This is a genomic window from Mycobacterium sp. E3247, from assembly GCF_001667785.1.
In the GTDB taxonomy this organism is placed as follows: domain Bacteria; phylum Actinomycetota; class Actinomycetes; order Mycobacteriales; family Mycobacteriaceae; genus Mycobacterium.
Genome location: NZ_LZJG01000489.1, coordinates 24,094 through 43,580, shown reverse-complemented (window position 1 = coordinate 43,580; position 19,487 = coordinate 24,094). Strand labels below are relative to the sequence as shown.

At 65.9% G+C, this 19,487-nt stretch carries 21 protein-coding genes; 17 read left to right on the top strand and 4 right to left on the bottom strand.

Annotated elements, in window-relative coordinates; translation table 11 throughout:
• Window positions 1-5 precede the first annotated feature (5 nt).
• Window positions 6-1,196, bottom strand: a complete 1,191-nt coding sequence (locus A9X04_RS24000) for a thiolase family protein (protein WP_067925988.1) — start codon at window positions 1,194-1,196, stop codon at window positions 6-8.
• 105 nt (window positions 1,197-1,301) lie between these two features.
• On the opposite strand from A9X04_RS24000, the gene A9X04_RS23995 reads away from it, so the two are divergent.
• The 11 genes from A9X04_RS23995 (at window position 1,302) to A9X04_RS23945 (ending at window position 10,079) form a co-directional block, all read left to right on the top strand.
• Window positions 1,302-1,760, top strand: coding sequence for a MaoC family dehydratase (locus A9X04_RS23995; RefSeq protein ID WP_067925986.1), 459 nt, complete (start codon window positions 1,302-1,304; stop codon window positions 1,758-1,760).
• A 9-nt stretch (window positions 1,761-1,769) separates the two neighbouring features.
• Window positions 1,770-3,281: a class I adenylate-forming enzyme family protein gene (locus A9X04_RS23990; RefSeq protein ID WP_067925978.1), complete on the top strand. Its 1,512-nt coding sequence runs from the start codon at window positions 1,770-1,772 to the stop codon at window positions 3,279-3,281.
• On the top strand, window positions 3,278-3,592 hold the full coding sequence (locus A9X04_RS23985; RefSeq protein ID WP_067925975.1) for a hypothetical protein: 315 nt from the start codon (window positions 3,278-3,280) through the stop codon (window positions 3,590-3,592). The genes A9X04_RS23990 and A9X04_RS23985 overlap by 4 nt, the downstream gene beginning before the upstream one ends.
• A 37-nt stretch (window positions 3,593-3,629) precedes the next feature.
• Window positions 3,630-5,171: a class I adenylate-forming enzyme family protein gene (locus tag A9X04_RS23980; protein ID WP_231984262.1), complete on the top strand. Its 1,542-nt coding sequence runs from the start codon at window positions 3,630-3,632 to the stop codon at window positions 5,169-5,171.
• 178 nt (window positions 5,172-5,349) lie between these two features.
• A complete protein-coding gene (locus tag A9X04_RS23975) occupies window positions 5,350-5,544 on the top strand; it encodes a ferredoxin (protein ID WP_067925972.1) in 195 nt (64 codons plus the stop codon).
• The gene (locus tag A9X04_RS23970; RefSeq protein ID WP_067925969.1) at window positions 5,544-6,110 is read left to right on the top strand and encodes a nuclear transport factor 2 family protein; all 567 of its coding nucleotides are present in this window, start codon (window positions 5,544-5,546) and stop codon (window positions 6,108-6,110) included. Before A9X04_RS23975 ends, A9X04_RS23970 begins: the two co-directional genes overlap by 1 nt.
• Window positions 6,107-6,907, top strand: coding sequence for an SDR family NAD(P)-dependent oxidoreductase (locus tag A9X04_RS23965; protein ID WP_067925967.1), 801 nt, complete (start codon window positions 6,107-6,109; stop codon window positions 6,905-6,907). Before A9X04_RS23970 ends, A9X04_RS23965 begins: the two co-directional genes overlap by 4 nt.
• Before the next feature lie 5 nt (window positions 6,908-6,912).
• Complete coding sequence (locus A9X04_RS23960; protein ID WP_231984263.1) at window positions 6,913-7,923, top strand: LLM class flavin-dependent oxidoreductase; 1,011 nt, start codon at window positions 6,913-6,915, stop codon at window positions 7,921-7,923.
• A gap of 65 nt (window positions 7,924-7,988) precedes the next feature.
• On the top strand, window positions 7,989-8,783 hold the full coding sequence (locus tag A9X04_RS23955) for a hypothetical protein (protein ID WP_231984264.1): 795 nt from the start codon (window positions 7,989-7,991) through the stop codon (window positions 8,781-8,783).
• Window positions 8,780-9,241: a nuclear transport factor 2 family protein gene (locus A9X04_RS23950; RefSeq protein WP_067925963.1), complete on the top strand. Its 462-nt coding sequence runs from the start codon at window positions 8,780-8,782 to the stop codon at window positions 9,239-9,241. Before A9X04_RS23955 ends, A9X04_RS23950 begins: the two co-directional genes overlap by 4 nt.
• Before the next feature lie 19 nt (window positions 9,242-9,260).
• Window positions 9,261-10,079 carry a mycofactocin-coupled SDR family oxidoreductase gene (locus A9X04_RS23945; protein ID WP_067925960.1) on the top strand — a complete coding sequence of 273 codons (819 nt, stop codon included), beginning with the start codon at window positions 9,261-9,263 and terminating at the stop codon, window positions 10,077-10,079.
• Between the two features lie 55 nt (window positions 10,080-10,134).
• Here A9X04_RS23945 and A9X04_RS23940 read toward each other — a convergent pair whose 3' ends face one another.
• A complete protein-coding gene (locus tag A9X04_RS23940) occupies window positions 10,135-11,214 on the bottom strand; it encodes a serine hydrolase (RefSeq protein WP_067925954.1) in 1,080 nt (359 codons plus the stop codon).
• A gap of 94 nt (window positions 11,215-11,308) precedes the next feature.
• Between A9X04_RS23940 and A9X04_RS23935 the strand changes: the two genes are divergently transcribed.
• From A9X04_RS23935 to A9X04_RS23915, 5 genes are all read left to right on the top strand, one after another.
• Window positions 11,309-12,508: an acyl-CoA dehydrogenase family protein gene (locus A9X04_RS23935; protein ID WP_231984266.1), complete on the top strand. Its 1,200-nt coding sequence runs from the start codon at window positions 11,309-11,311 to the stop codon at window positions 12,506-12,508.
• Window positions 12,498-13,424 carry an acyl-CoA dehydrogenase family protein gene (locus tag A9X04_RS23930; RefSeq protein ID WP_067925951.1) on the top strand — a complete coding sequence of 309 codons (927 nt, stop codon included), beginning with the start codon at window positions 12,498-12,500 and terminating at the stop codon, window positions 13,422-13,424. The genes A9X04_RS23935 and A9X04_RS23930 overlap by 11 nt, the downstream gene beginning before the upstream one ends.
• On the top strand, window positions 13,421-14,227 hold the full coding sequence (locus tag A9X04_RS23925; protein WP_067925948.1) for an enoyl-CoA hydratase/isomerase family protein: 807 nt from the start codon (window positions 13,421-13,423) through the stop codon (window positions 14,225-14,227). The genes A9X04_RS23930 and A9X04_RS23925 overlap by 4 nt, the downstream gene beginning before the upstream one ends.
• Window positions 14,228-14,322: 95 nt before the next feature.
• Entirely contained in the window at window positions 14,323-15,531 is a 1,209-nt protein-coding gene (locus A9X04_RS23920; protein ID WP_067925945.1) for an amidohydrolase family protein, read from the top strand.
• Between the two features lie 9 nt (window positions 15,532-15,540).
• Window positions 15,541-17,085: a class I adenylate-forming enzyme family protein gene (locus A9X04_RS23915; protein ID WP_067925942.1), complete on the top strand. Its 1,545-nt coding sequence runs from the start codon at window positions 15,541-15,543 to the stop codon at window positions 17,083-17,085.
• 16 nt (window positions 17,086-17,101) lie between these two features.
• Here A9X04_RS23915 and A9X04_RS23910 read toward each other — a convergent pair whose 3' ends face one another.
• Both A9X04_RS23910 and A9X04_RS23905 read right to left on the bottom strand, forming a co-directional pair.
• Window positions 17,102-17,905, bottom strand: coding sequence for an enoyl-CoA hydratase/isomerase family protein (locus tag A9X04_RS23910; RefSeq protein ID WP_067925939.1), 804 nt, complete (start codon window positions 17,903-17,905; stop codon window positions 17,102-17,104).
• Between the two features lie 50 nt (window positions 17,906-17,955).
• Window positions 17,956-18,564: a TetR/AcrR family transcriptional regulator gene (locus A9X04_RS23905; protein ID WP_067925933.1), complete on the bottom strand. Its 609-nt coding sequence runs from the start codon at window positions 18,562-18,564 to the stop codon at window positions 17,956-17,958.
• A gap of 117 nt (window positions 18,565-18,681) precedes the next feature.
• On the opposite strand from A9X04_RS23905, the gene A9X04_RS23900 reads away from it, so the two are divergent.
• On the top strand, window positions 18,682-19,467 hold the full coding sequence (locus tag A9X04_RS23900; protein WP_067925930.1) for a crotonase/enoyl-CoA hydratase family protein: 786 nt from the start codon (window positions 18,682-18,684) through the stop codon (window positions 19,465-19,467).
• Window positions 19,468-19,487: the final 20 nt, after the last annotated feature.

Sequence of the window (19,487 nt, the reverse complement as noted above, 5' to 3'; positions counted from 1 at the left end):
GGCTGTCAGCTCACTTCGATGACCATCGCCGCACCCATGCCGCCCCCGGCGCACATCGACAGCACGCCGATGCCGCCGCCGCGCCGCCGTAGCTCGTAGACCGCCGACGTGACCATCCGAGCGCCCGTGGCGGCGATGGGATGCCCCAGGCTGATCCCGGAGCCGTAGACGTTGACGATCTCCTCGTCGAGCCCCAGTTCCCTGGTGCAGGCGACGGCTTGAGCGGCGAATGCCTCGTTGATCTCGAAGAGCGCGACGTCGTCGATCGTCAACCCGGCGAGGTCCAATGCTCTCGGGATCGCGTAGATCGGGCCACTGCCGGTGCGGTTAGGCTCCACGCCGACGGCGCTCCAGGACAGCACGTACGCGAGCACGTCTGCTGTCGTGTCGGGCCGGGTCAGCGCCACCACGGCGGCGGCGTCGTTCAGGCCCGACGAGTTTCCCGCCGTCACTGAGAAGCCGTCGATCTCGGGATGCAGCACTTTCAGGCCGCTCAGGATCTCCATGCTGGACTCGCGACGAGGGTGCTCGTCGGTATCGAAAATGATGGCCGAACCGTCGGGTCGAGGGACGGTCACCGGGACGATCTCCTCGACGAAAGATCCGCCGTCGATAGCCTTGACGGCGCGTTGATGGCTACGCAGAGCCCATTCGTCCTGCGCGGTCCGCGGTACCCCGTATTGAACGGCGCAGTTGTGCGCGACGGTGATCGACATGTCGACAGCGGGCGCGTCGGGTGTCGGCGGATGCGACAACGACATCCACCGATCGTCGTAGTCGGCGGGCTCCTTGCCGGACGTGAAGGGCTTGCGCTTGCGGACCATCGGAGAGGTCGAGTGGGACTCGGTTCCCCCGGCAAGCACACTGGTGTTCATGCCCGCGGCGATCTGCCCGGCGGCCACCGCGATGGCGGTCAGGCTGGAGGCGCATTGCCGGTTGACGGCCATTCCGGCAACGTTTATGAGCCCCAGATCCACGGCCACGTAGCGCGCGATGTCGCCGCCACCCTGCAGCACCTCGGCGAGCACCAGGTCCTCGAAGTCGGAGGGCTCGAAACCGGACCGCTCGATCGCGGCGGAGACGACGGGCTTGGCGAGCTCGCGGGCGTCGACGTCGACGAGGGTGCCTCGACGGGCCGTTCCGATCGCCGTGCGCGCTGCGGCCACGATGGCGGCTTTGGGTGTTGTCGCTGTCATAGTCGTCCTTCACGGTGAAAGCGGGATTGGCCCCGGCGGTGACTTCGGCGAGCCTATACCGTTAAATAGATGACCGGATAGTGGGTTGGTGAAAGCGAGGTTGTCGTGAAGGTCATCACGTCCATCGACGAAGCGGTCGGATTGGTGGGGGCAGAGCTGGGGGTGAGCGACTGGCTGGTCGTCGACCAGGACCGGATCGATGACTTCGGAACGACGACACTCGACCGGCAATGGATACACGTCGACGTCGAAAAGGCCGAGAAGGAGAGCCCGTACGGCGCCACGATCGCCCACGGCTTCCTGACACTTTCGCTCATACCAGGCCTGAGCAAGGCGAACTACCGTGTGGAGAACGCCAAGATGGGCATCAATTACGGCTTGAACAAGGTGCGCTTTCTGGCTCCGGTCAGGGCGGGCAGCCGAATTCGGCTGCGCTCGGCGCTCGTCGACGCCACCAAGGTCGACGAGTCGACGGTCAACCTCACCGTGCGCCACACGATCGAGGTCGACGGTGTCGACAAGCCGGCGGCCGTCGCCGACCTCATTGCGCGGTACCTGTTCTAGGGAGATCCCGTGAGCATCTCGTTGCTGTTGGAGATGGCCCAGGCGGGTGGGCTGGCCGACCCCGATCGCACCGCGATCGTATCCGGTGACCTGCGACTCACCGTCTCCGAGCTCACCACGCTGGCCGACGGCGGTTCGGGTGTGATCGCGGCGTCGGGCGCGCAGCACGTCGCCTACGTCGGCACCGGTGGGGCAATGCTGCCGCTGCTGCTGTTCGCCTCTGCGCGCGCGGCGGTGCCGGTCACGCCCCTCAATTATCGCCTCTCGGCCGACGGCCTGCGCACGCTGATCGGCCGGCTGCCGGGCCCGTTGGTGATCGTCGAGGACGACTACCGGAACATGGTCGGCGCCACCGGCAGGCAGGTGATCTCGTCGGCCGACTTCCTGAGTGCCGCCCGCACTGCAGAAGCTGCGGCCGCAGTCGTCGACCCCGACGCTGTGGCGGTGGTGCTGTTCACCTCGGGAACTACATCGACGCCGAAAGCCGTTGAGCTGAGTCACATCAACCTCACCAGCTACATCACCGGGACCGTCGATTTCGACTCCGCACAGCCGGGCGACGCCGCGCTGATCTGCGTGCCTCCCTATCACATCGCCGGCGTGTCGGCGGCGCTGTCGAACCTGTACGCGGGCCGCAAGATGGTGTACCTGCCCACGTTTGATGCCGCCGAGTGGCTGCGCCTGATCGACGTCGAAGCCGTCACGTCGGCCACCGTCGTTCCGACGATGCTCGACCGCATCGTCACCGCGCTGGACGCCGCCGAGACGACACTGCCGACGCTTCGCACCCTGGCCTACGGCGGCTCGAAGGTCGCACTGCCGCTGGTGCGCAAGGCGCTGACGCTGCTGCCAGAGGTGGGTTTCGTCAACGCCTATGGGCTGACCGAGACCAGTTCGACCATCGCAGTGCTCACCCCGGACGACCACCGCGCCGCGCTGGCCTCAGACGATGCGAGCGTGAACCGCCGGCTCGGGTCGGTGGGCCGGCCAGTGCCGACGATCGAGGTACAGATCCGCGCCGAGGACGGGACCGTTCTCGGGCCGAACGAGCCCGGCGAGCTTTTTGTACGCGGCGAGCAGGTCTCGGGCCGCTACACCGGTATCGCTTCCGTGCTGGACGAGCAGGGTTGGTTCCCGACCAGGGACGTCGCCCAGCTCGACGCCGACGGGTACCTGTTCCTCGGCGGTCGCTCCGACGACACGATCATCCGCGGGGGCGAGAACATCGCCCCCGCCGAAATCGAGGACGTGCTCGTCGAGCATCCGCACGTGCACGACTGCGCGGTCGTCGGCGCCGAGGATCCCCAGTGGGGACAGATCATCGTCGCTGTCGTGGTCGCCGCACCCGGTGCTTCGCCGGACACGGAGGATTTGCGCGGATTTGTCCGCGCGCAACTGCGCGGATCACGCACGCCGGACCGTGTCGTCTTCCGCAACACGCTGCCCACGAACGCGACCGGCAAGGTGCTGCGCCGCGAACTCGTTCGCGAATTCAACGAAGCGACAAAGGAACCCGCATGATCAAGAACGGCACCCGCCTGCAGAGCCAGGTCTGCGACACCCAGCTCATCGTGGTGCGCAGCTCCGAGGCCCTCGATGACCTACGGATCGGCGGCGCACCCGCGGTCCCGATACCGCTCGGCACGCAGGATCCAAAGGTGGATTCCAAATACACCGTCGACGCGTTCGCCGGCGGTACCGTGATGGGCAAGCGTTACGTCGCCGCCGACGGTGCTGAAGTGCTGGTCACCAGAGCTGGCAAGGGATCGTTGTCCATCGGCACGACACCCATGGCGATCAAGGAAGTTAAGCCGCTTCCCGCCAGCGACTGACCCGGCTGTGGAGCAGAGCAGCAGGAACTCAGGTGAGTTGACGCTCGGCGACATCGTCGTCGACAACGCCCTGCGCCACCCCGATGTGGTGGCCTACGGGCACAAACAACGCGTGCTCACCCACCGCGAGCTCCGCGAACGGGCAGATCGCCTGGTGTCGGCGCTGACGGCTGCGGGGGTGGCCCGGCAGGATCGCATCGCCGTCTACAGCCGCAATTCAATCGAATTCGGGGAAATCACCGCCGCGACGCAGCTGAGCGGAATCATCCTCGCGGCGGTCAACTTTCGATCATCCCCGGTCGAGCTACAGGACGCCCTGGACCGCGTCCGGCCCGCGGTGATTTTCGTCGCGACCGAGTTCGCCGGCGTGCTCGACGAGTTATCCCCCCAGCTCACGTGGTCGCCGTTGATCGTGTGCATCGGTGATCGACGGTCCGGCCTCGTCGACTATGAGGACTTCATCGACTCAGCGCCCGCCCAGCAACCCCTGCACCGCGCCCGCGCGGACGACATCGCCTGTCTTCTATTCACCAGCGGTACCACTGGACCGTCGAAGTGCTGTGTGCTGGGCCAACGCGAGCTCCGTCGGGTCTTCTATGCGATGAACGCCGAGATGGCGACGGGCTCGCACGATCGTGGGCTGATCAACATGCCGATGTGCCATGTCGGTGCCCTCGGCATCATCGGTGGGCTGCACGCGCGGGGCGGAACGGTGGTGCTGCAAGACCAGTTCGACGTTGCCGACGCAGTTCAACTTGTTGCGGCCGAGCGGATCAGTGTGCTGCACCTGGCGCCCGTCATGCTGCAGGCACTGCTGGAAGCGCTTCCGGACGGCAGCCGGGCGCTGGAAACCGTTCGTACCGTGGTGTATTCGGCGGCGCCGATGAACGGCGCCACGTTGGCGCGGGCGATGGCGGTGATGCCCCAGGCGGGATTTCTGAACCTCTACGGTCAGACCGAGGCCATCGTCTCGGGGTTGCCGCGCGAGCTGCACGACCCGGAAGCGACCGACAATCGACTGCGCTCCGTCGGCTACCCGTTCCCGGGTGTGCGGGTACGAATCGTCGGAGACGACGGACAAGACGTGAATCCAGGCTCTCCCGGCGAGATCGTGGTCCAGTCCGACGCGTTGTTCCGCGGCTATTGGGACGACGCGGCCGCGACGCTCGCGACGCTACGGGACGGCTGGTGCCATACCGGGGACGTCGGCAGGTTCGATGAGCGCGGACTGCTTTATCTCGTCGACCGCAAGAAGGACGTGATCATCACCGGCGGTGAGAACGTGTACTCGCCTGAGGTCGAGAACGCGATCGGCGAGCTGCCCGAAGTCGCCGGTTGCGCCGTGGTGGGCGTACCGGATCCGCGGTGGGGCGAGGCGGTGTGCGCCGTTGTCGTGCCCAGGCCGGGGGCAACCGTGACGCTGGAACAGCTTCAGGCGGCGGTTCGGCTGAGCCTCGCCGGTTACAAGGTGCCGCGGCGTCTGGTTGTCGCAACCGAACTACCGGTGCTCGCGAGCGGAAAGTTCGACAAGAAGCGGTTGCGGACCGAGCTGGCAGCCTATGGGAATCAGTCAAGTTGATCCCGGGCGGCCACTACAGCTTTTTGGGCGGACCGTTCGGCACACGCCCGCGGCGGTGGTGTCGGTGTTCTCGTCGCGGCGTCGACGCGTTACGCTGGCGACTATTCAGCTCAACTAATTAGATGTATCGTCACCTTATTAAGTAGTCTCGATTCGGCGGCCAAGAGGGATCACGATCATGAAAGTTCGGCTCGAACAGGCGAAGTGCGTCGGGCACGCTCAGTGCTATGCGGTCGACCCCGACCTGTTTCCTATCGATGACTCCGGCTACTCGATCCTGAAGGACCACGTCGTCGACCCCGGTGATGAGGCTGTCGTCCGCAATGGCGCTGCCGCCTGCCCGGAGATGGCGATCATCATCGAAGAGGATTGATGAGCCGGATGACAATCGAGGACCGGCTGCGCCGGATCGAGGACACCCTGGAGATCCAGCAGTTGCCCATCCGCTACGCGATGGCCATCGATGATCGCGACGTCGATGCGTGGGTGGAACTGTTCGTTCCCGACGTGCGGGTAGGGCGCGATCGCTACGGTCGGGACGCGCTTCGCGATGCGCTGGTCTCGATGGTGAGCCAGTTCTATCGGTCGATGCACCAGATCGTCGGCCATCGCGTTGAACTCCTCGACGATACGCATGCAGTCGGCAACGTCTACTGCCGTGCCGAGCACGAGGTCGGAGCGCGGTGGATTGTCATGGCGATCCGGTACGACGACGAGTACCAGCGCGTCGACGGGCGGTGGTTGTTTACTCGCCGGCGCGAAAACCATTGGTACGCGGCGGACCACATCGAGCGACCGCAGGCGGTCGCCTTCGAGGGATGGTCGGTCGCAGGTGCGCCGAACCTGCCCCGCGCCACATCGTGGACGGACTTCTGGGCCGGTGTCGACACCAGTGAGCTGACCTCCCAGCCCGTCGCGCCCGGAGTGAAGGCGAAGTGACGAAGCTGTTGGATGGCAAGGTCGCCGTCGTCACAGGTGCCGCCTCGGGAATCGGACGCGTATGCGTGCGGGCTTTGGCACGTGCGGGAGCCGCAGTCGTGGTGGCGGATGTCAACTTTGGCGGCGCCGGGGCGGTCGCAAGCGAAATCATCGCGGAGGGCGGCCGAGCCGAACCGGTGGCTGTCGACCTCGGGGACGCCGGCCAGATTGCGGCGATGATCGAGCGAGCCGTTTCACTGTTCGGGCGCTTGGACATCCTGCACAACAACGCCGCCGCCACGCACCTGGCGAGCACCAGGGACCTCAATGTCGCCGACATGGACCCACAGGTGTGGGATCAAAGCCTGCGGATCAACCTGACGGGCACCATGCTGGCGACGAAACTCGCTCTGCCGTATCTCATCGCTGCGGGTGAGTCGAGCATCGTGAACACCTCCTCCGGGGCCGGCCTGGCGGGCGACGCCGGGCACACCGCGTATGGCGTTTCGAAGGCGGGCATCAACGCGCTAACGCTCTACACGGCTGCGCAATACGGCAATGCCGGGGTGCGGTGCAACGCAATCGCGCCCGGGTTGGTGGTCACGCCGGCAACGGAAGAGACCTATGCGGGCCCGATGAAGGAGTTCATGCTCCGCCATCACCTCACACCCCGACTCGGGCAGCCGGACGACATCGCGGCACTCGTCGTTTTCCTGTGCTCGGCACAAGCGGGGTTCATCACCGGACAGGTCATCAGCGTGGACGGTGGCTTGGGCTCCCATCAACCGTATTTGGCCGATGTAAAGGGTTCGGTGTAGCAGCCATGGGTTCACCTCAACGCTCGGCGATCGACGTAGGCGTGTACTTCGACCTGCGCAATCCGGCGCAGTGGGCGCAGGACCCGTCGAGGCTCTACGGTTTCACACTCGAGATGTGCGAAGAGGCCGAACGCCTGGGCGCCTCGTCGGCGTGGTTTTCCGAGCACCACCTGTTCGACGACGGCTATCTGACCAGCCCGCTGACGATGGCGGCGGCGGCCGCCGCACGCACTCGGCGCATCCGGTTGGGCACCGCGATCCTGATCGCCCCGTTGCACCACCCTGCCGAGATCGCCGAGCAGAGCGTCGTTGTCGACATCCTGTCCGGTGGGCGACTCGATCTCGGGGTGGGTACCGGTTACCGCGTTCCGGAGTTTGATCTCTTCGAGGCGTCAATGGTGGCGCGTTACAAGCAGACCGACGACGCGGTGCGGCGCCTACGTCAGCTATGGGGGCCGGGCGGGGTTCGCCCGTCGCCTGTGCAACAACCGGTGCCGGTCTGGATGGGCTACCAGGGGCCCAAAGGGGCGCGGCGAGCAGGCCTGCTGGGAGAGCGGCTGCTGTCGGCAAATGGCGCGCTGTGGAGACCGTACGCCGAGGGTCTCGCCGAGGGCGGTCACCCCGTCTCGTCGGGTGTGATGGCCGGCGGGATTCAGGGCTGCGTGACAGAGGATCCCGAACGTGACTGGCCGATGGTGTCCAAACACCTCGCCCACCAACTCGACTCGTATCGTAAACACATGGTGGAGGGAACCGGCGCCCCGACGCCCAGGCCGGTCGATGTCGAACGTTTGGTGCGGCAGGGCCGCGACGGCCCTCTCAACTCGTTCATGTACGGCACGCCCGAGACCGTGGCGGGCCAGATCCGGGAGTTGACCGCGGGCGCGCCGGTACAGACCGTGTTTCTGTGGGCGTCGATCGGTGGCATGGCGGAAGCCGATGTCGCGCGCAATGTCCAAACCATCTGCACGCGGTTGGCTCCGCTGCTGGCCGGCGCCGGGGCCGAAGGCGAATAACCGTGTGCGCCAGCGCCGGTATATAGTTAGTTCATTTAGGTCATTGTCGACCGTTGGGAGTGCATGTGAACACCCAGGCTTACGGGGTATGGGCGCAAGCTGTCGAGAATTTGATGAGCTATCGGTATCTCGGATGCCGGTCGGTGCTGGGTGAGGGCTACGACGCACTCGGTCGGATGCCGGTGCGCAGCGATCTTCGGCATGGCGAAGGCCTGCTGGCGGCACCGGTCGCGATTGCCATGCTCGACACGGCCGGTATTGCGGTGGATCGGCACTGGCAACTGGCACTCACACACATCGGGATCCAGTTGTGTGGACCGGTGGGCGAAGATGTGGACGCCGTGGCCGTGTGCGGGACGATGACACGGCGGGCGCGCAGCCAGATCTTCACCGAGGCGCGGATCACCGCGGAAGACGATCCGCACCGGCTCCTCGGCCTCGGGACCGCCGACTGGACGATGATCTCGCCTACCGGTACGGGTTTCGAGTACATCGACCCCGGCCCCGGGGTGCCCGACACCGGCGACCTCCCGCCGCTCGCCAGCGCCTACAGTGCCCGGCTAAAGGGCGATGGACGGTTTGTCATCGAGGAGCTCACGCCCGAACTCGGCGGCGTGCTGCTGCACCACGGTCCCATCATTGTCGCGCTCGAGGCCGCCGCGCTTCACGCGGCGGGGCGGGTTCGACGCGTGCAGAGCCTCGACGTGCGCATCGTGAAGGCGGGTCGGACCGGTCCGTTCGTGGCGAACGCGTCGGTCGAGTCCGACGTAGCGGGCTCCATTCTGGTCAGTGCCCGGCTGCACCAGGGCGACGACGAGGCCAATGTCGTCGCCACGGCACTCCTGCGGGTCGTCGCGTGATCATCGGCCAGCCCGACCCACAGCAGGTCGCCGACATCATCGCGATCAACCACCTCGCGGCCTCCTACTCGGAGGCGATGTGCCGCTTCGCCGTCGAAGAGGCCGTCGAAACCTATGCCGAAGACGGTGTTCTGTCGACACCCACCACCGAGGACGCGGTCGGTCGCACGGCCATCGCCGAAACGATCGGGCGCACCGTCTCGGGGTTGGACTTCGTGTTCCAGACTTTGCACCAGGGTCTCGTCGAGGTCCACGGCGACACCGCGATGACCTACTTCACCATCACGGAGTGGGCGCGACGCACAGCGGATGGCCGCGGCATCTTGTTTCTCGGCGTCTACCGCGACGACGTCATACGCACCGCTGCCGGCTGGCGATTCGCCCGGCGCCGGCTGCTACCCCGGATGGTGGGCCGCCCCGAATTCCTGACCGGTCGGCTACACGACATCGCTCTCTGACGAAAGGCACGCGACCACAATGGGATTACTCGACGGCAAGGTGGCCTTCATCACCGGCGCTGCGCGCGGGCAGGGACGCAGCCACGCTCAGCGACTCGCTCAGGAGGGTGCGGCGATCATCGCCGTCGACGTCGCCGACCGGGTGTCACAGCACGAGGGATATCCACCTGCAACGGCAGCGGATCTCAAGGAGACAATCAAGCTCGTCGAGAAGAACGGCGGGCGCATCGTCGCCGGGACCGCTGACGTCCGGGACTCGGAGGCGCTCGGGCAGGTGTTGGGGCAGGGCGTTGCGGAATTCGGTGGGCGGTTGGACGTGGTCGTGGCGAATGCGGGCGTCGTGAGTTGGGGCCGCTTCTGGGAGATGTCCGACGAGCAGTGGAAGTCCATGATCGACGTCAATCTCACCGGCGTCTGGCGCACCTTGAAGGCAGCGGTTCCGCATATGCTGGCCGCGGGCAACGGCGGGTCGATCATCACCATCAGCTCCGTGGCTGGGTTGAAATCCCTTCCTGGACAAGCTCACTACAGCGCAGCCAAACACGGAGTCGTGGGGTTGACGAAGTCGGCCGCAATTGAGTTGGGCGAGTACGGAATCCGGGTCAATTCCATCCATCCCTGGGGAGTTTCCACAGTGATGGCGACCGAGGACACTCACATGGGTGAACTGTTGTCCGCGCACCCCAACTACGGGATGTCCTACGCCAGTGCGCTGCCCGGCCTTCTCTTGGCCGAACCGGACGACATCTCCGACGCGGTCGTCTATCTGGCGTCCGAGCTCTCACGCGCGGTCACCGGAACTCAGCTCACCGTCGACATGGGCGCGACCAAGGTGTGACCCGAGTCCGACCGAACGTGTGACTGCAAAGTCGGTAGTAGCCGCCGGAGCGCCGTCAGGCGATGTCGCCGGCCAGATCCAGCACAACAGCGGAGAGATTCTTGCCCCAACGGTTCAAGGCGTACCCCGACGCGGGATACCCGTTGGTCAGAAAGGCGAAGCTGAGGCCGGTGGTGGGATCGCAGAAGGATTGCTGCAAGGGCGCACCGCCGTGTCCGAACGTCGCCGGTGAGCCCGTGGCGGGCATCCACCCGTTCTGCCATGACTCACCGCGGACCGTGACGAACAGCCCGATCGACACCGGATAGTCGGTCCCTCCGTGCTCGATTGGACCGTGCACCGGTTCGGTGACGTGTGCGCGGCAACCCTCGGCGACGGCCGCTCGCGTCCACACGTCGGAGTGCAGCATGCCTTGGTAGTGCATGGCGACGTCGGCTGCGGTGGCGACCACGCTGTGCGATGGCTCGCCCCTGGCCAGCACTTCGGCGGGGTCGAGGTACCACGGACCCCACGGGTCCAGTTCTTCGGACGGATCATCGAGCAGAACCATGGGCGCCACGTCGCCCTGCTCTTCGATCGGCACCGCGAGCTGGGCTGTCAGTCCGAGCGGTCCCACAATGTGCTTGTCCAGATACTCCGGCAGTGGCAGCCCAGTAAGCGACTCGATGACCTCCCAGATCACCCAACCCGACGACGTCAGCGCGAACTGCAGGTGTCCGCGGGTTTCGGGATCGGGCTGCCACCGTGCCATGGCCTCGAGGCGCGATGCCCGCGTCGCCATCCGCTTGGCGCCCAACGGTGCATAGGCGAGACCTGCCCGGTGAGTTGCGATGTCTCGCAGCGTTATTTCGTCGCAGAAGCCTGGTATCCATGTCGACACCGGTGTGCCGATGTCGACGCCATATTCGTCGATGACCTTCCAGAGCGCGCCGGCCACGAATGGTCGGCTCGCCGACTGCAGCCGGTAGCGAGTGGTCGGTTCGGCGTCGCCGAACGTCTCGAACGCGACGAGTTCGCCATTATGTCCGACCGCCACTTGTGCGCTGGGAAGTCGTCCGTCCGTCACCTCGAGCGCCACCCGCTCGAGCAGCAGCGACACCTTAGCGGCAGAGGGCACCTGCGCAATTGCTTCCATTAAAATAATATAACCATATGCGGCGGGTGCGCGGGGCGATGCATCACGCCGGATTGCTTGGGTCGCCCTCCCTTTACATGTATAGTTGGAAGCCGTGGCTGTGAATACCAGCGAGATCGCCGTTCCCGCGGCGGGACCCGATTCCGAGCGCATTCTCGACGAATTCGACGGCGCTTTGCTCGCGGCCGCCGACGAGTTGGCTCCGCTACGGGAGCCCGCAGCCGGTATGGCCCAAGCGCTCGAGCAGTCGCGGCGCATGATGAAGTGGCTCTACGACGGGGGCTGGAGTCGATGGGGCTGGCCCGAAGCGGTTGGCGGCATTGGCGGTTCGCCGCTGGTCCGGTGCCAGGTTCTGGAACGACTGGCTCTGGCTGGTTACCCGATTCCGGAACACCTGCTCGTGTTGGAAGTGGTCGGGCCGGCGGTCGTGAACCACGCGCCGCGGTTAGCAGCGGCGCGACTTCCCGCAGCGCTACGCGGTGACGAGCTGTGGTCCCAGGGCTTTTCCGAGCCCGAGGCGGGCAGCGACCTCGCGGCCCTGCGCACCAAAGCCGTCGCCAGGGACGACGGCTGCTACGTCGTCAACGGACAGAAGATCTGGACGTCATATGGTGCTTTTGCTGATCGCATCGTCCTGCTGGCGCGCAGCGGCGCGGTGACCGATCGCCACCGCGGCCTGGTGATGCTGCTGGTCGATCTCGACTCACCCGGTGTCGACCGCCGACCCATCGCGCTGGCCAGCGGCCGGGAAGAGCTTGCCGAAATCTTCTTCACCGACGTCCTCGTCGAGCCGGACCGGGTGATCGGCGTTGACGGCGCCGGGTGGGCGGTCGCCATGGATCTGCTGCAGTACGAGCGCGGAACATACGCGTGGATGCGGATGGCGATCGCGACCTCCTATCTTCAACAGCTCGTGCACTCCCTCGGCCACGAAGAAGGCGCGCCGGACTCGCGTCGCGCCGCGGTCATCGGCCGGGCGTACTTGAACCTCGCGGTGTTGCGTGCCCGCACGGCAAGCACATTGGGCCGACTCGCGGCAGGCGAGACGGTGGGCCCCGAGACCAGCCTCGACAAGCTGCTCCTGTCGACAGCCGAGCAAGATGTGCTCGACGCCGCGATGTCACTGCTGGGGGCGGACGTCCTGATCGGTGACGACGGCGCGTCGGCGGCGTGGCGGGACCGCTGGTGGTACTCGCGGGCCGCCTCGATCTACGGCGGCGCCCGCGAGGTGCAGTACGGCATCATCGCCGATCGGATCCTCAAGCTGCCGAAGGAAAACGAACGTGGACGCTGAGACGGCGGAGCTCCTCAGGGGCTCCATCCGAGTCCTCTTCGATTCCGGTGACGGCGACATCGTCACGGGACTCGAAGAGCTGGGCTGGGGCGACGTCGTCGCCGACGACCCGGCCGCGGCACTCGACCTGCTGTTCACGGAGCAGGGCATGGTGGGGCGGGCATCGGCGATCCTGAACACGGTCGCGTTCGCAGAGCACAACGGAACGAGAATCCCTGTTCTGCACCCGTTTAACTCCCGCACCTCGGCTTGCCTCATCGACGAGGGGATCGAGATCGACGGAGTGCTCCTCGCCGACGTCTCCGGACCGACCGTCGTGGCGACGCACGATACCGCCTTCGTCGTCGACCTCTCCGTACACGAGTCCGCCGTTACGCCGGTGGCGGGGTTCGATCCCGACGCGAATCTCCAGCGAGTCCGGCTGCGCGTCCGGCGCGACGCGGCACCCACGGTGGACGTCGATTATGTGTCGATCGCCGCGGCGGCGGAGCGCGCGCTGTCGTCGGAACTTGTCGGCAACGGCTCGGCGATGTTGCGCCTCGCGGCCGATCAAATCACTACGCGGGTGCAGTTCGGACGCCCTATCGGCGCGAACCAGAGCCCGCGACATCGGTTGGCCGAGAGCTACGCACTGGTGCGGGGCGCCGCCGAGTTGAGTGCGCTGGCGTGGCGTACCGGCAGCAGTCTGGATGCGCGCACCGCCAAGGCCTACGCCGGCTATGCGGTCGACACCGCGAGCCGCGCATGTCTTCAGGTCTGCGGTGCCATCGGTCTGACCACGGAGCACGCGCTGTCCGGCTATGTCAAACGAAGTCGCATCCTCGACGCCATGTACGGCGGCTGGGCCGACTCGATGAAGGACATCGGGCGACAGCTGCTCGTATCAAGGTCCCTGCCACCGGCGGCGCGCCTATGAGTACCTCCGTGCGGCACACCGAGTTCTCGACACCCGAAAACGGCATCGCCGTCGTGACGATCGATCGCCCTGACCGGCTCGGCGCGTACACGCCGCAGATGTGCGCCGAACTCCTGGAAGCCATTCGGCGTGTTCGGCTCGACGACGACATCCGCGTCCTGGTGTTGACAGGTAAGGGCCGAGGCTTCTGCACGGGCGGCGACGTATCTCCCGATGCCGGCTTCGCCGACGTGCTCGCGCACCAGATCGGGCGGGCACGTGAGCTGCGCGAGGACGCTCACGCGGTCATCACCGCGCTGAACCACCTCGACAAGCCGGTGATCTGCGCGGTGAACGGCGTCGCGGTCAACGGCGGGCTCGCCTTTGCCCTCGCGTGCGACCTCAGGATCGTCGCCGCCAGCGCGCGGATGGGCGACACCAGCGCGCGCGCCGGGTTGCTTCCGGACGAGGGCGGGGCGTGGCTCTTCCCGCGGGCAATGGGATACGACAACGCATTTCGCATGGTCGCGCTCTCGGAGATCTATGACGCCGGTGAGGCACAGCGGCTCGGGTTGGCGACGGAAGTCGTCGACGACGAGCGGCTATGGCCGAGGACGATGGAACTCGCCCGCCAATTCGCCTCCGCGGCGCCGCTGGCCGTGCGGGCGGTCAAGTTCATGATGCGGCGGGCACTGGAGAACACACTGCAGACCTCGCTTGGTGACGCTCAGCAGGCCGTCTTGTGGGTCGGGCCCAGTGCCGACGCGCAAGAGGGCAAGGCGGCGTTCCTGGAGCGCCGTCCCCCGTGGTTTACCGGACACTGACGAACAGAGATGAGGGCAGGTCGACTTTACGCCGTCAGGTATACATGTATAGTAGATAGCGTTCAAACGCATCGCGCGATGAAAGGACGTCCGCCATGGCACTCATCGAGAACACGGTCGGCGAACTGCCTTACCAACTGACCGACTTCGATCAGCACTCCTACGAAGCGGAGGACTGCTTCACCCGCTTCATGCCGAAGGACAAGTTGGACACCGCTGTTCGGCCGATCATCGCGCCGTCGGGACGCAAAGTGCTGCTGGCCAACGATCAGATCGTCACCGCGCTCGAGAACGATCTGGACGAGGCTTATGTGCCGGGGTCGCTCGTCGAGATGCTCAAGCAGCGCGCCGCCGGCAACGCGGCCGAGGCCGACCGCTTCTACGAGCCCATGCAGCCGGAGTACCTGGATCGGGAGGCGCGGCTGGCGCAACTCAACGAACAGCAAATCGAACGGGCGATCATGTACCCCGGCGGTTGGGCGCTGATGGCCGAGCAGTACCTGCGCGGCGTCGATCCGCTCTATGACAACATCGAATCCTTCAACAAGTGGATCAACGAGGACTGGGGCTTCAACTTCAAGAATCGGATCTATGCCCCCGCTCTCATGTCGATGCGCAATCTGGACCGCGCGTGCGAGGAACTCGACCGAGTTCTTGACGCGGGTGCACGCTTCGTGGTGCTGCCAGCCGGGCCGGCATACGGACGCTCACCGGGTGATCCGTACTTCGACCCGTTCTGGGCGCGAATCAACGAGGCCAAAGCGGTGGTGTGCTACCACATCGCCGAGTTCTACTACCAGGACAACATCGCCTCCGACTGGGGTTGGGGCCTGGTTCCCCCGTTCCAGTTCTCGGCGTGGCAATGGCAGAACACCTACGGGGAGCGGCCGATCACCGACACGATCTCCGCGCTCATCTTCGACAACATCTTCGGTCGCTACCCCAACATCAAGGTGCTCGTCAGCGAGTTTGGCGCCGAGTGGGTTCCGCACTTCATCCGCCACATGGACAAGAGTCGTGGAATGGCGCGCAACGGCCGGTGGCTCGGCGGTCAGCTCAAGGAGCGGCCCAGCGCGATCTTCAAGAAGCATGTTCGGGTGGTGCCCTACCCCGAGGACGACACCGTGGCGATGATTGAAAAGCTCGGGACTGACGAGACCCTGCTGATGGGGTCGGACTGGCCGCACGCAGAAGGACTGCGCGAGCCAGCCGACTTCTACAACAAGGTCGACGGCCTTGATGACACGAAGAAGCGTAATTTCCTGCGCGAGAACGGTATCAAGCTGACCGAGGGCACCAACTAGGCATCGAGGGTGTACAACGAACCCACGCTGCTCGACACCTTCCGGCGCTGGGCCGCCGATGCGCCGCACCGCCCTGCACTGGCGCATTTCGACACGGTGCTCACCTACGGCGAAGTCGACAGCGCCAGTGACGGTCTGGCCGTCGCGCTTGCCGCCGGCGGTTTCGGTTCCGGCGACCGCGCGGCGCTGTACCTGCAGAACGTGCCTCAGTACGTCATTGCGCTGCTGGCCATCTGGAAACTCGGCGGCTCGGCGGTGCCGATCAACCCGATGCTCACACCAGGCGAGGTCGTGAAGCTCGCCGACGATGCCACGCCCCGGGTGCTGATCGCGCTCGACGAGTTGTACACACGAGAGCTTGCGGATGCCCTCGGCGGAGGGCCGGTCGAGCGAGTGATCACCACGAACGCGCTCGACTGGCAGAACCCAAGCGACGGCTTGCACGCGCTCATCGCCGAGCACTGGGGTCGACGTCCCGACAAACGGGCCCCGGTGAGCGGTGACGTCGCCGTCATCACGTACACCTCCGGTACGACGGGAAAGCCCAAGGGTGCTACGAACACGCACGGCAACATCGTCACGGGTGGCCGGAGTTACCGGGAATGGTTTGCGCTCGCCGACGGCGACACCGTACTCGGAATCGCCCCGTTGTTCCACGTGACGGGGCTGACCGGACACATCGCGACCGCGATCGCCGCGGGCGGTGTGCTGGTGTTGTGCAACCGATTTCGCCCCGACGTCGTGCTGGACGCGGTGCGCCGTCACCGGCCTACCTTCACGGTTGGCGCGCTCACGGCATTCATCGCCCTCGCGGAGTCCGACGCTACACGGCCGGATCTGGCTAGCCTGACCACAATCGCCTCCGGCGGGGCGCCCGTGGCTGTCGGTGTACTGGAGCGCTTCCAGGACCGATTCGGCACCTACATCCACAACGTCTACGGGATGACGGAGACGACCTGCCCGGTGCTCGCTGTGCCCATGGGCGACGATGCACCGGTCGATCCTCAGACAGGGGCACTATCGGTCGGCAAGCCGCTGCCGGGTGTCGACGTCGCCGTGCTCGATGACGAAGGTCAGCAGCTGCCGCCCGGGCAGATCGGCGAACTTGCTGTCTCGGGACCGCAGGTCGTGCCGGGTTACTGGAACCAGCCGGACCAGACCGCAGCGGCCTTCCATAACGGGCGACTGTTGACGGGCGACGTCGGCTACGTCGACGACGCGGGCTGGTTCTATTTGGTGGACCGCAAGAAGGACATGATCGTGGCCAGCGGATACAAGGTCTGGCCGCGAGAGGTCGAGGACGTGTTGTACACGCACGAGGCGGTACGGGAAGCCGCTGTCGTCGGTCACCCCGATCCCTATCGAGGCGAGACGGTCAAGGCATTCGTTTCCTTGCGCGAGGGCCACATCGTAGACGCCGACGCATTGATCGAGTTCTGCCGACAGCGCATGGCCGCCTACAAGTACCCACGCAGCGTTGCGATCCTCGACGAGATACCGAAAACGGCGACCGGCAAGATCATGCGGCGCGTCCTGCGCTCCGAGCGGGCCTGAGCTGCCGGCCGCGGTCTCAGCGGCTCCGGCCAGCGGCCTTGTTTCGGGCGCGCACAACCGCATCCCGGTGTTCGTCGGAGCCCATGCTCACCAGTTCGCCGTCCAGCCCGCGCGCGAACGCGTGCTCGAGCTGGACCTCCAGATAGGAGTTCAGCGCCCGTTTCGTCTGCCTGAGCGCGGCCGGCGGCATGCTCGCCAGTTTCGTTGCGAGAGTGAGCGCTTCGTCCAGCAGGGACTGCGCCGCTACCGTGCGGCTCGCCAAGCCGAGCCGGACTGCCTCGTCCGCGGGGATACGGCCCCCGAGAAACAGGTACTCTTTCGCCCGCGACAAGCCGATGAGAGTCGGCCACGACATGCCCCCGTCCCCGGGGACGAGGCCCATACGCAGATGCGGATCGGCGAGGAAGGCGCCCTCGGCGATGAGCACGATGTCCGAGAGGACGGCGAGGCTGCACCCGAGGCCTACCGCGGGCCCGTTCACGGCCGCCACCACCGGCAGGCGGCAGCGCACCATGCCCTCGATGATGGCCCTGCCCTCGGCCATGGTCTGCGCGCGCATCGCCTCGTCGGCGATGTTTTCCTGCATGTAGCCGAAGTCGCCTCCCGCACTGAACGCCTGCCCGGCACCCGTGAGAACGACCGCGCGCACACCGGCATCCCGATCGAGACGACCCCACACCTTCGCGAGCGCCTGATGCATGGGACGGTTGGCGCCGTTGAGGTCGTCAGGACGGTTGAGGGTCACCAGCCGGATCGGGCCGTCGGCCTGCACGAGGATTCCCTCGGGCAGTCCGTAGTCCACTTCATCGAAGGCGGGCATCGGTCTCCTCGTCGATGATGGGCTCTTACGCCGTATAGTTTACGTGTATATCATGACCGCCGTTTGTGGTCATAGTGGTCGAGCAGTGCCGACACCGCCTGCTCGAACGACGATCGGTCGTGTAGCGCTTTCATGTAGGCGGCGAGTTCCGTATCGTCGGCCAGCGCCGAGTGCACCTCGAAGTTCGGACTCGTCTCGATCAGGAGCCGGCCCACGCTGAGCTGATGCAATCCGGCATAGGCGACATTCGCTTCCGCCCTACTCAGGCCGGCACGTTCGAACTGCCTCAGGCAGAACGACACGATTCGCCGCGCGTTGGGAAGCATCTTGCGCGTCAGCAGAACTGTTGTCATGCCTGGCACGCTGCGCAGCGCCTCGTGAGTGTCGATGGTCGTGTCCACGAGCAGCCGACGCCAGTCGCCGGTGTCCGGGTCCGGGAGTTTGATCTTGGCGAGGATCTGATCGCCGACCAGCCGCACGATTTCGTCCTTGTCATCCACGTGGTGGTAGAGGGCCATTGCCGACACGCCGAGCTTCGCGGCGACCGTGCGCATCGTGAGCGCGTCGATCCCCTCGGTTCGGATGAGGTCCGCCGCGACGGAGGCGATCAGCTCCCGCGTGAGCGGTGCGCGCTCGACGGCGTTCAGTCGCTTGGCCACGCACTGACCATACGCGTATAGGAGGCATGTCGGTGGATTATGCCGGGGGGCGGCAATCGGGTTGTCCCCAGGTGCATTGCCACGAGGCCGCCGCCTGTCACAATCAGTGATACTATTATGCTGTTAGCCGTGACTTCAGACGCCAACAACCCAGTCCTCGTCGAGCAACGCCACCGCATCCTCATTATCACGATCAATCGGCCGCAGGCGAAGAACGCGATAGACGCCGCGGTGAGCCAGGGCCTCGCCGCGGCTACCGACCGGCTGGACGACGATCCGGCATTGTCGGTTGGCATCGTCACGGGAGCTGGCGGATCGTTCTGTGCGGGAATGGATCTCAAGGCATTCGCGCGGGGAGAAAATGTCGCGGTAGAAGGCCGGGGTCTCGGCTTCACGGAACGGCCTCCGGTGAAGCCGCTGATCGCCGCGGTCGAAGGTTACGCCCTCGCCGGTGGCACCGAAGTGGCATTGGCCACCGATCTGATCGTCGCGGCCGATGACGCCACCTTCGGCATTCCCGAGGTGAAGCGCGGCCTGGTGGCGGGCGGCGGGGGATTGATCCGGTTGCCGCAGCGGATACCGGCGGCGATCGCCATGCAACTGGCGCTGACCGGCGCTAACCTCCCGGCGCGCCGCGCGCACGAGTTGGGGATGGTCAACGTGCTGACCGGACCGGGTGGCGCCCTGGGCGGAGCGATCGCGCTGGCCGAGGAGATCACCGCCAACGGGCCGCTCGCCGTCGCGGCGACCAAGCGGGTGATGATCGAGTCGCGCGAATGGCCGGCCGATGAGGTATGGCGCCGCCAATTCGAAATCATTGGACCTGTTTTCGCGTCAAACGACGCCAAAGAGGGCGCGGTAGCCTTCGCCGAGAAGCGGCCACCCAAATGGACGAACAGCTGACCGGTCCACTTCGTGATCTG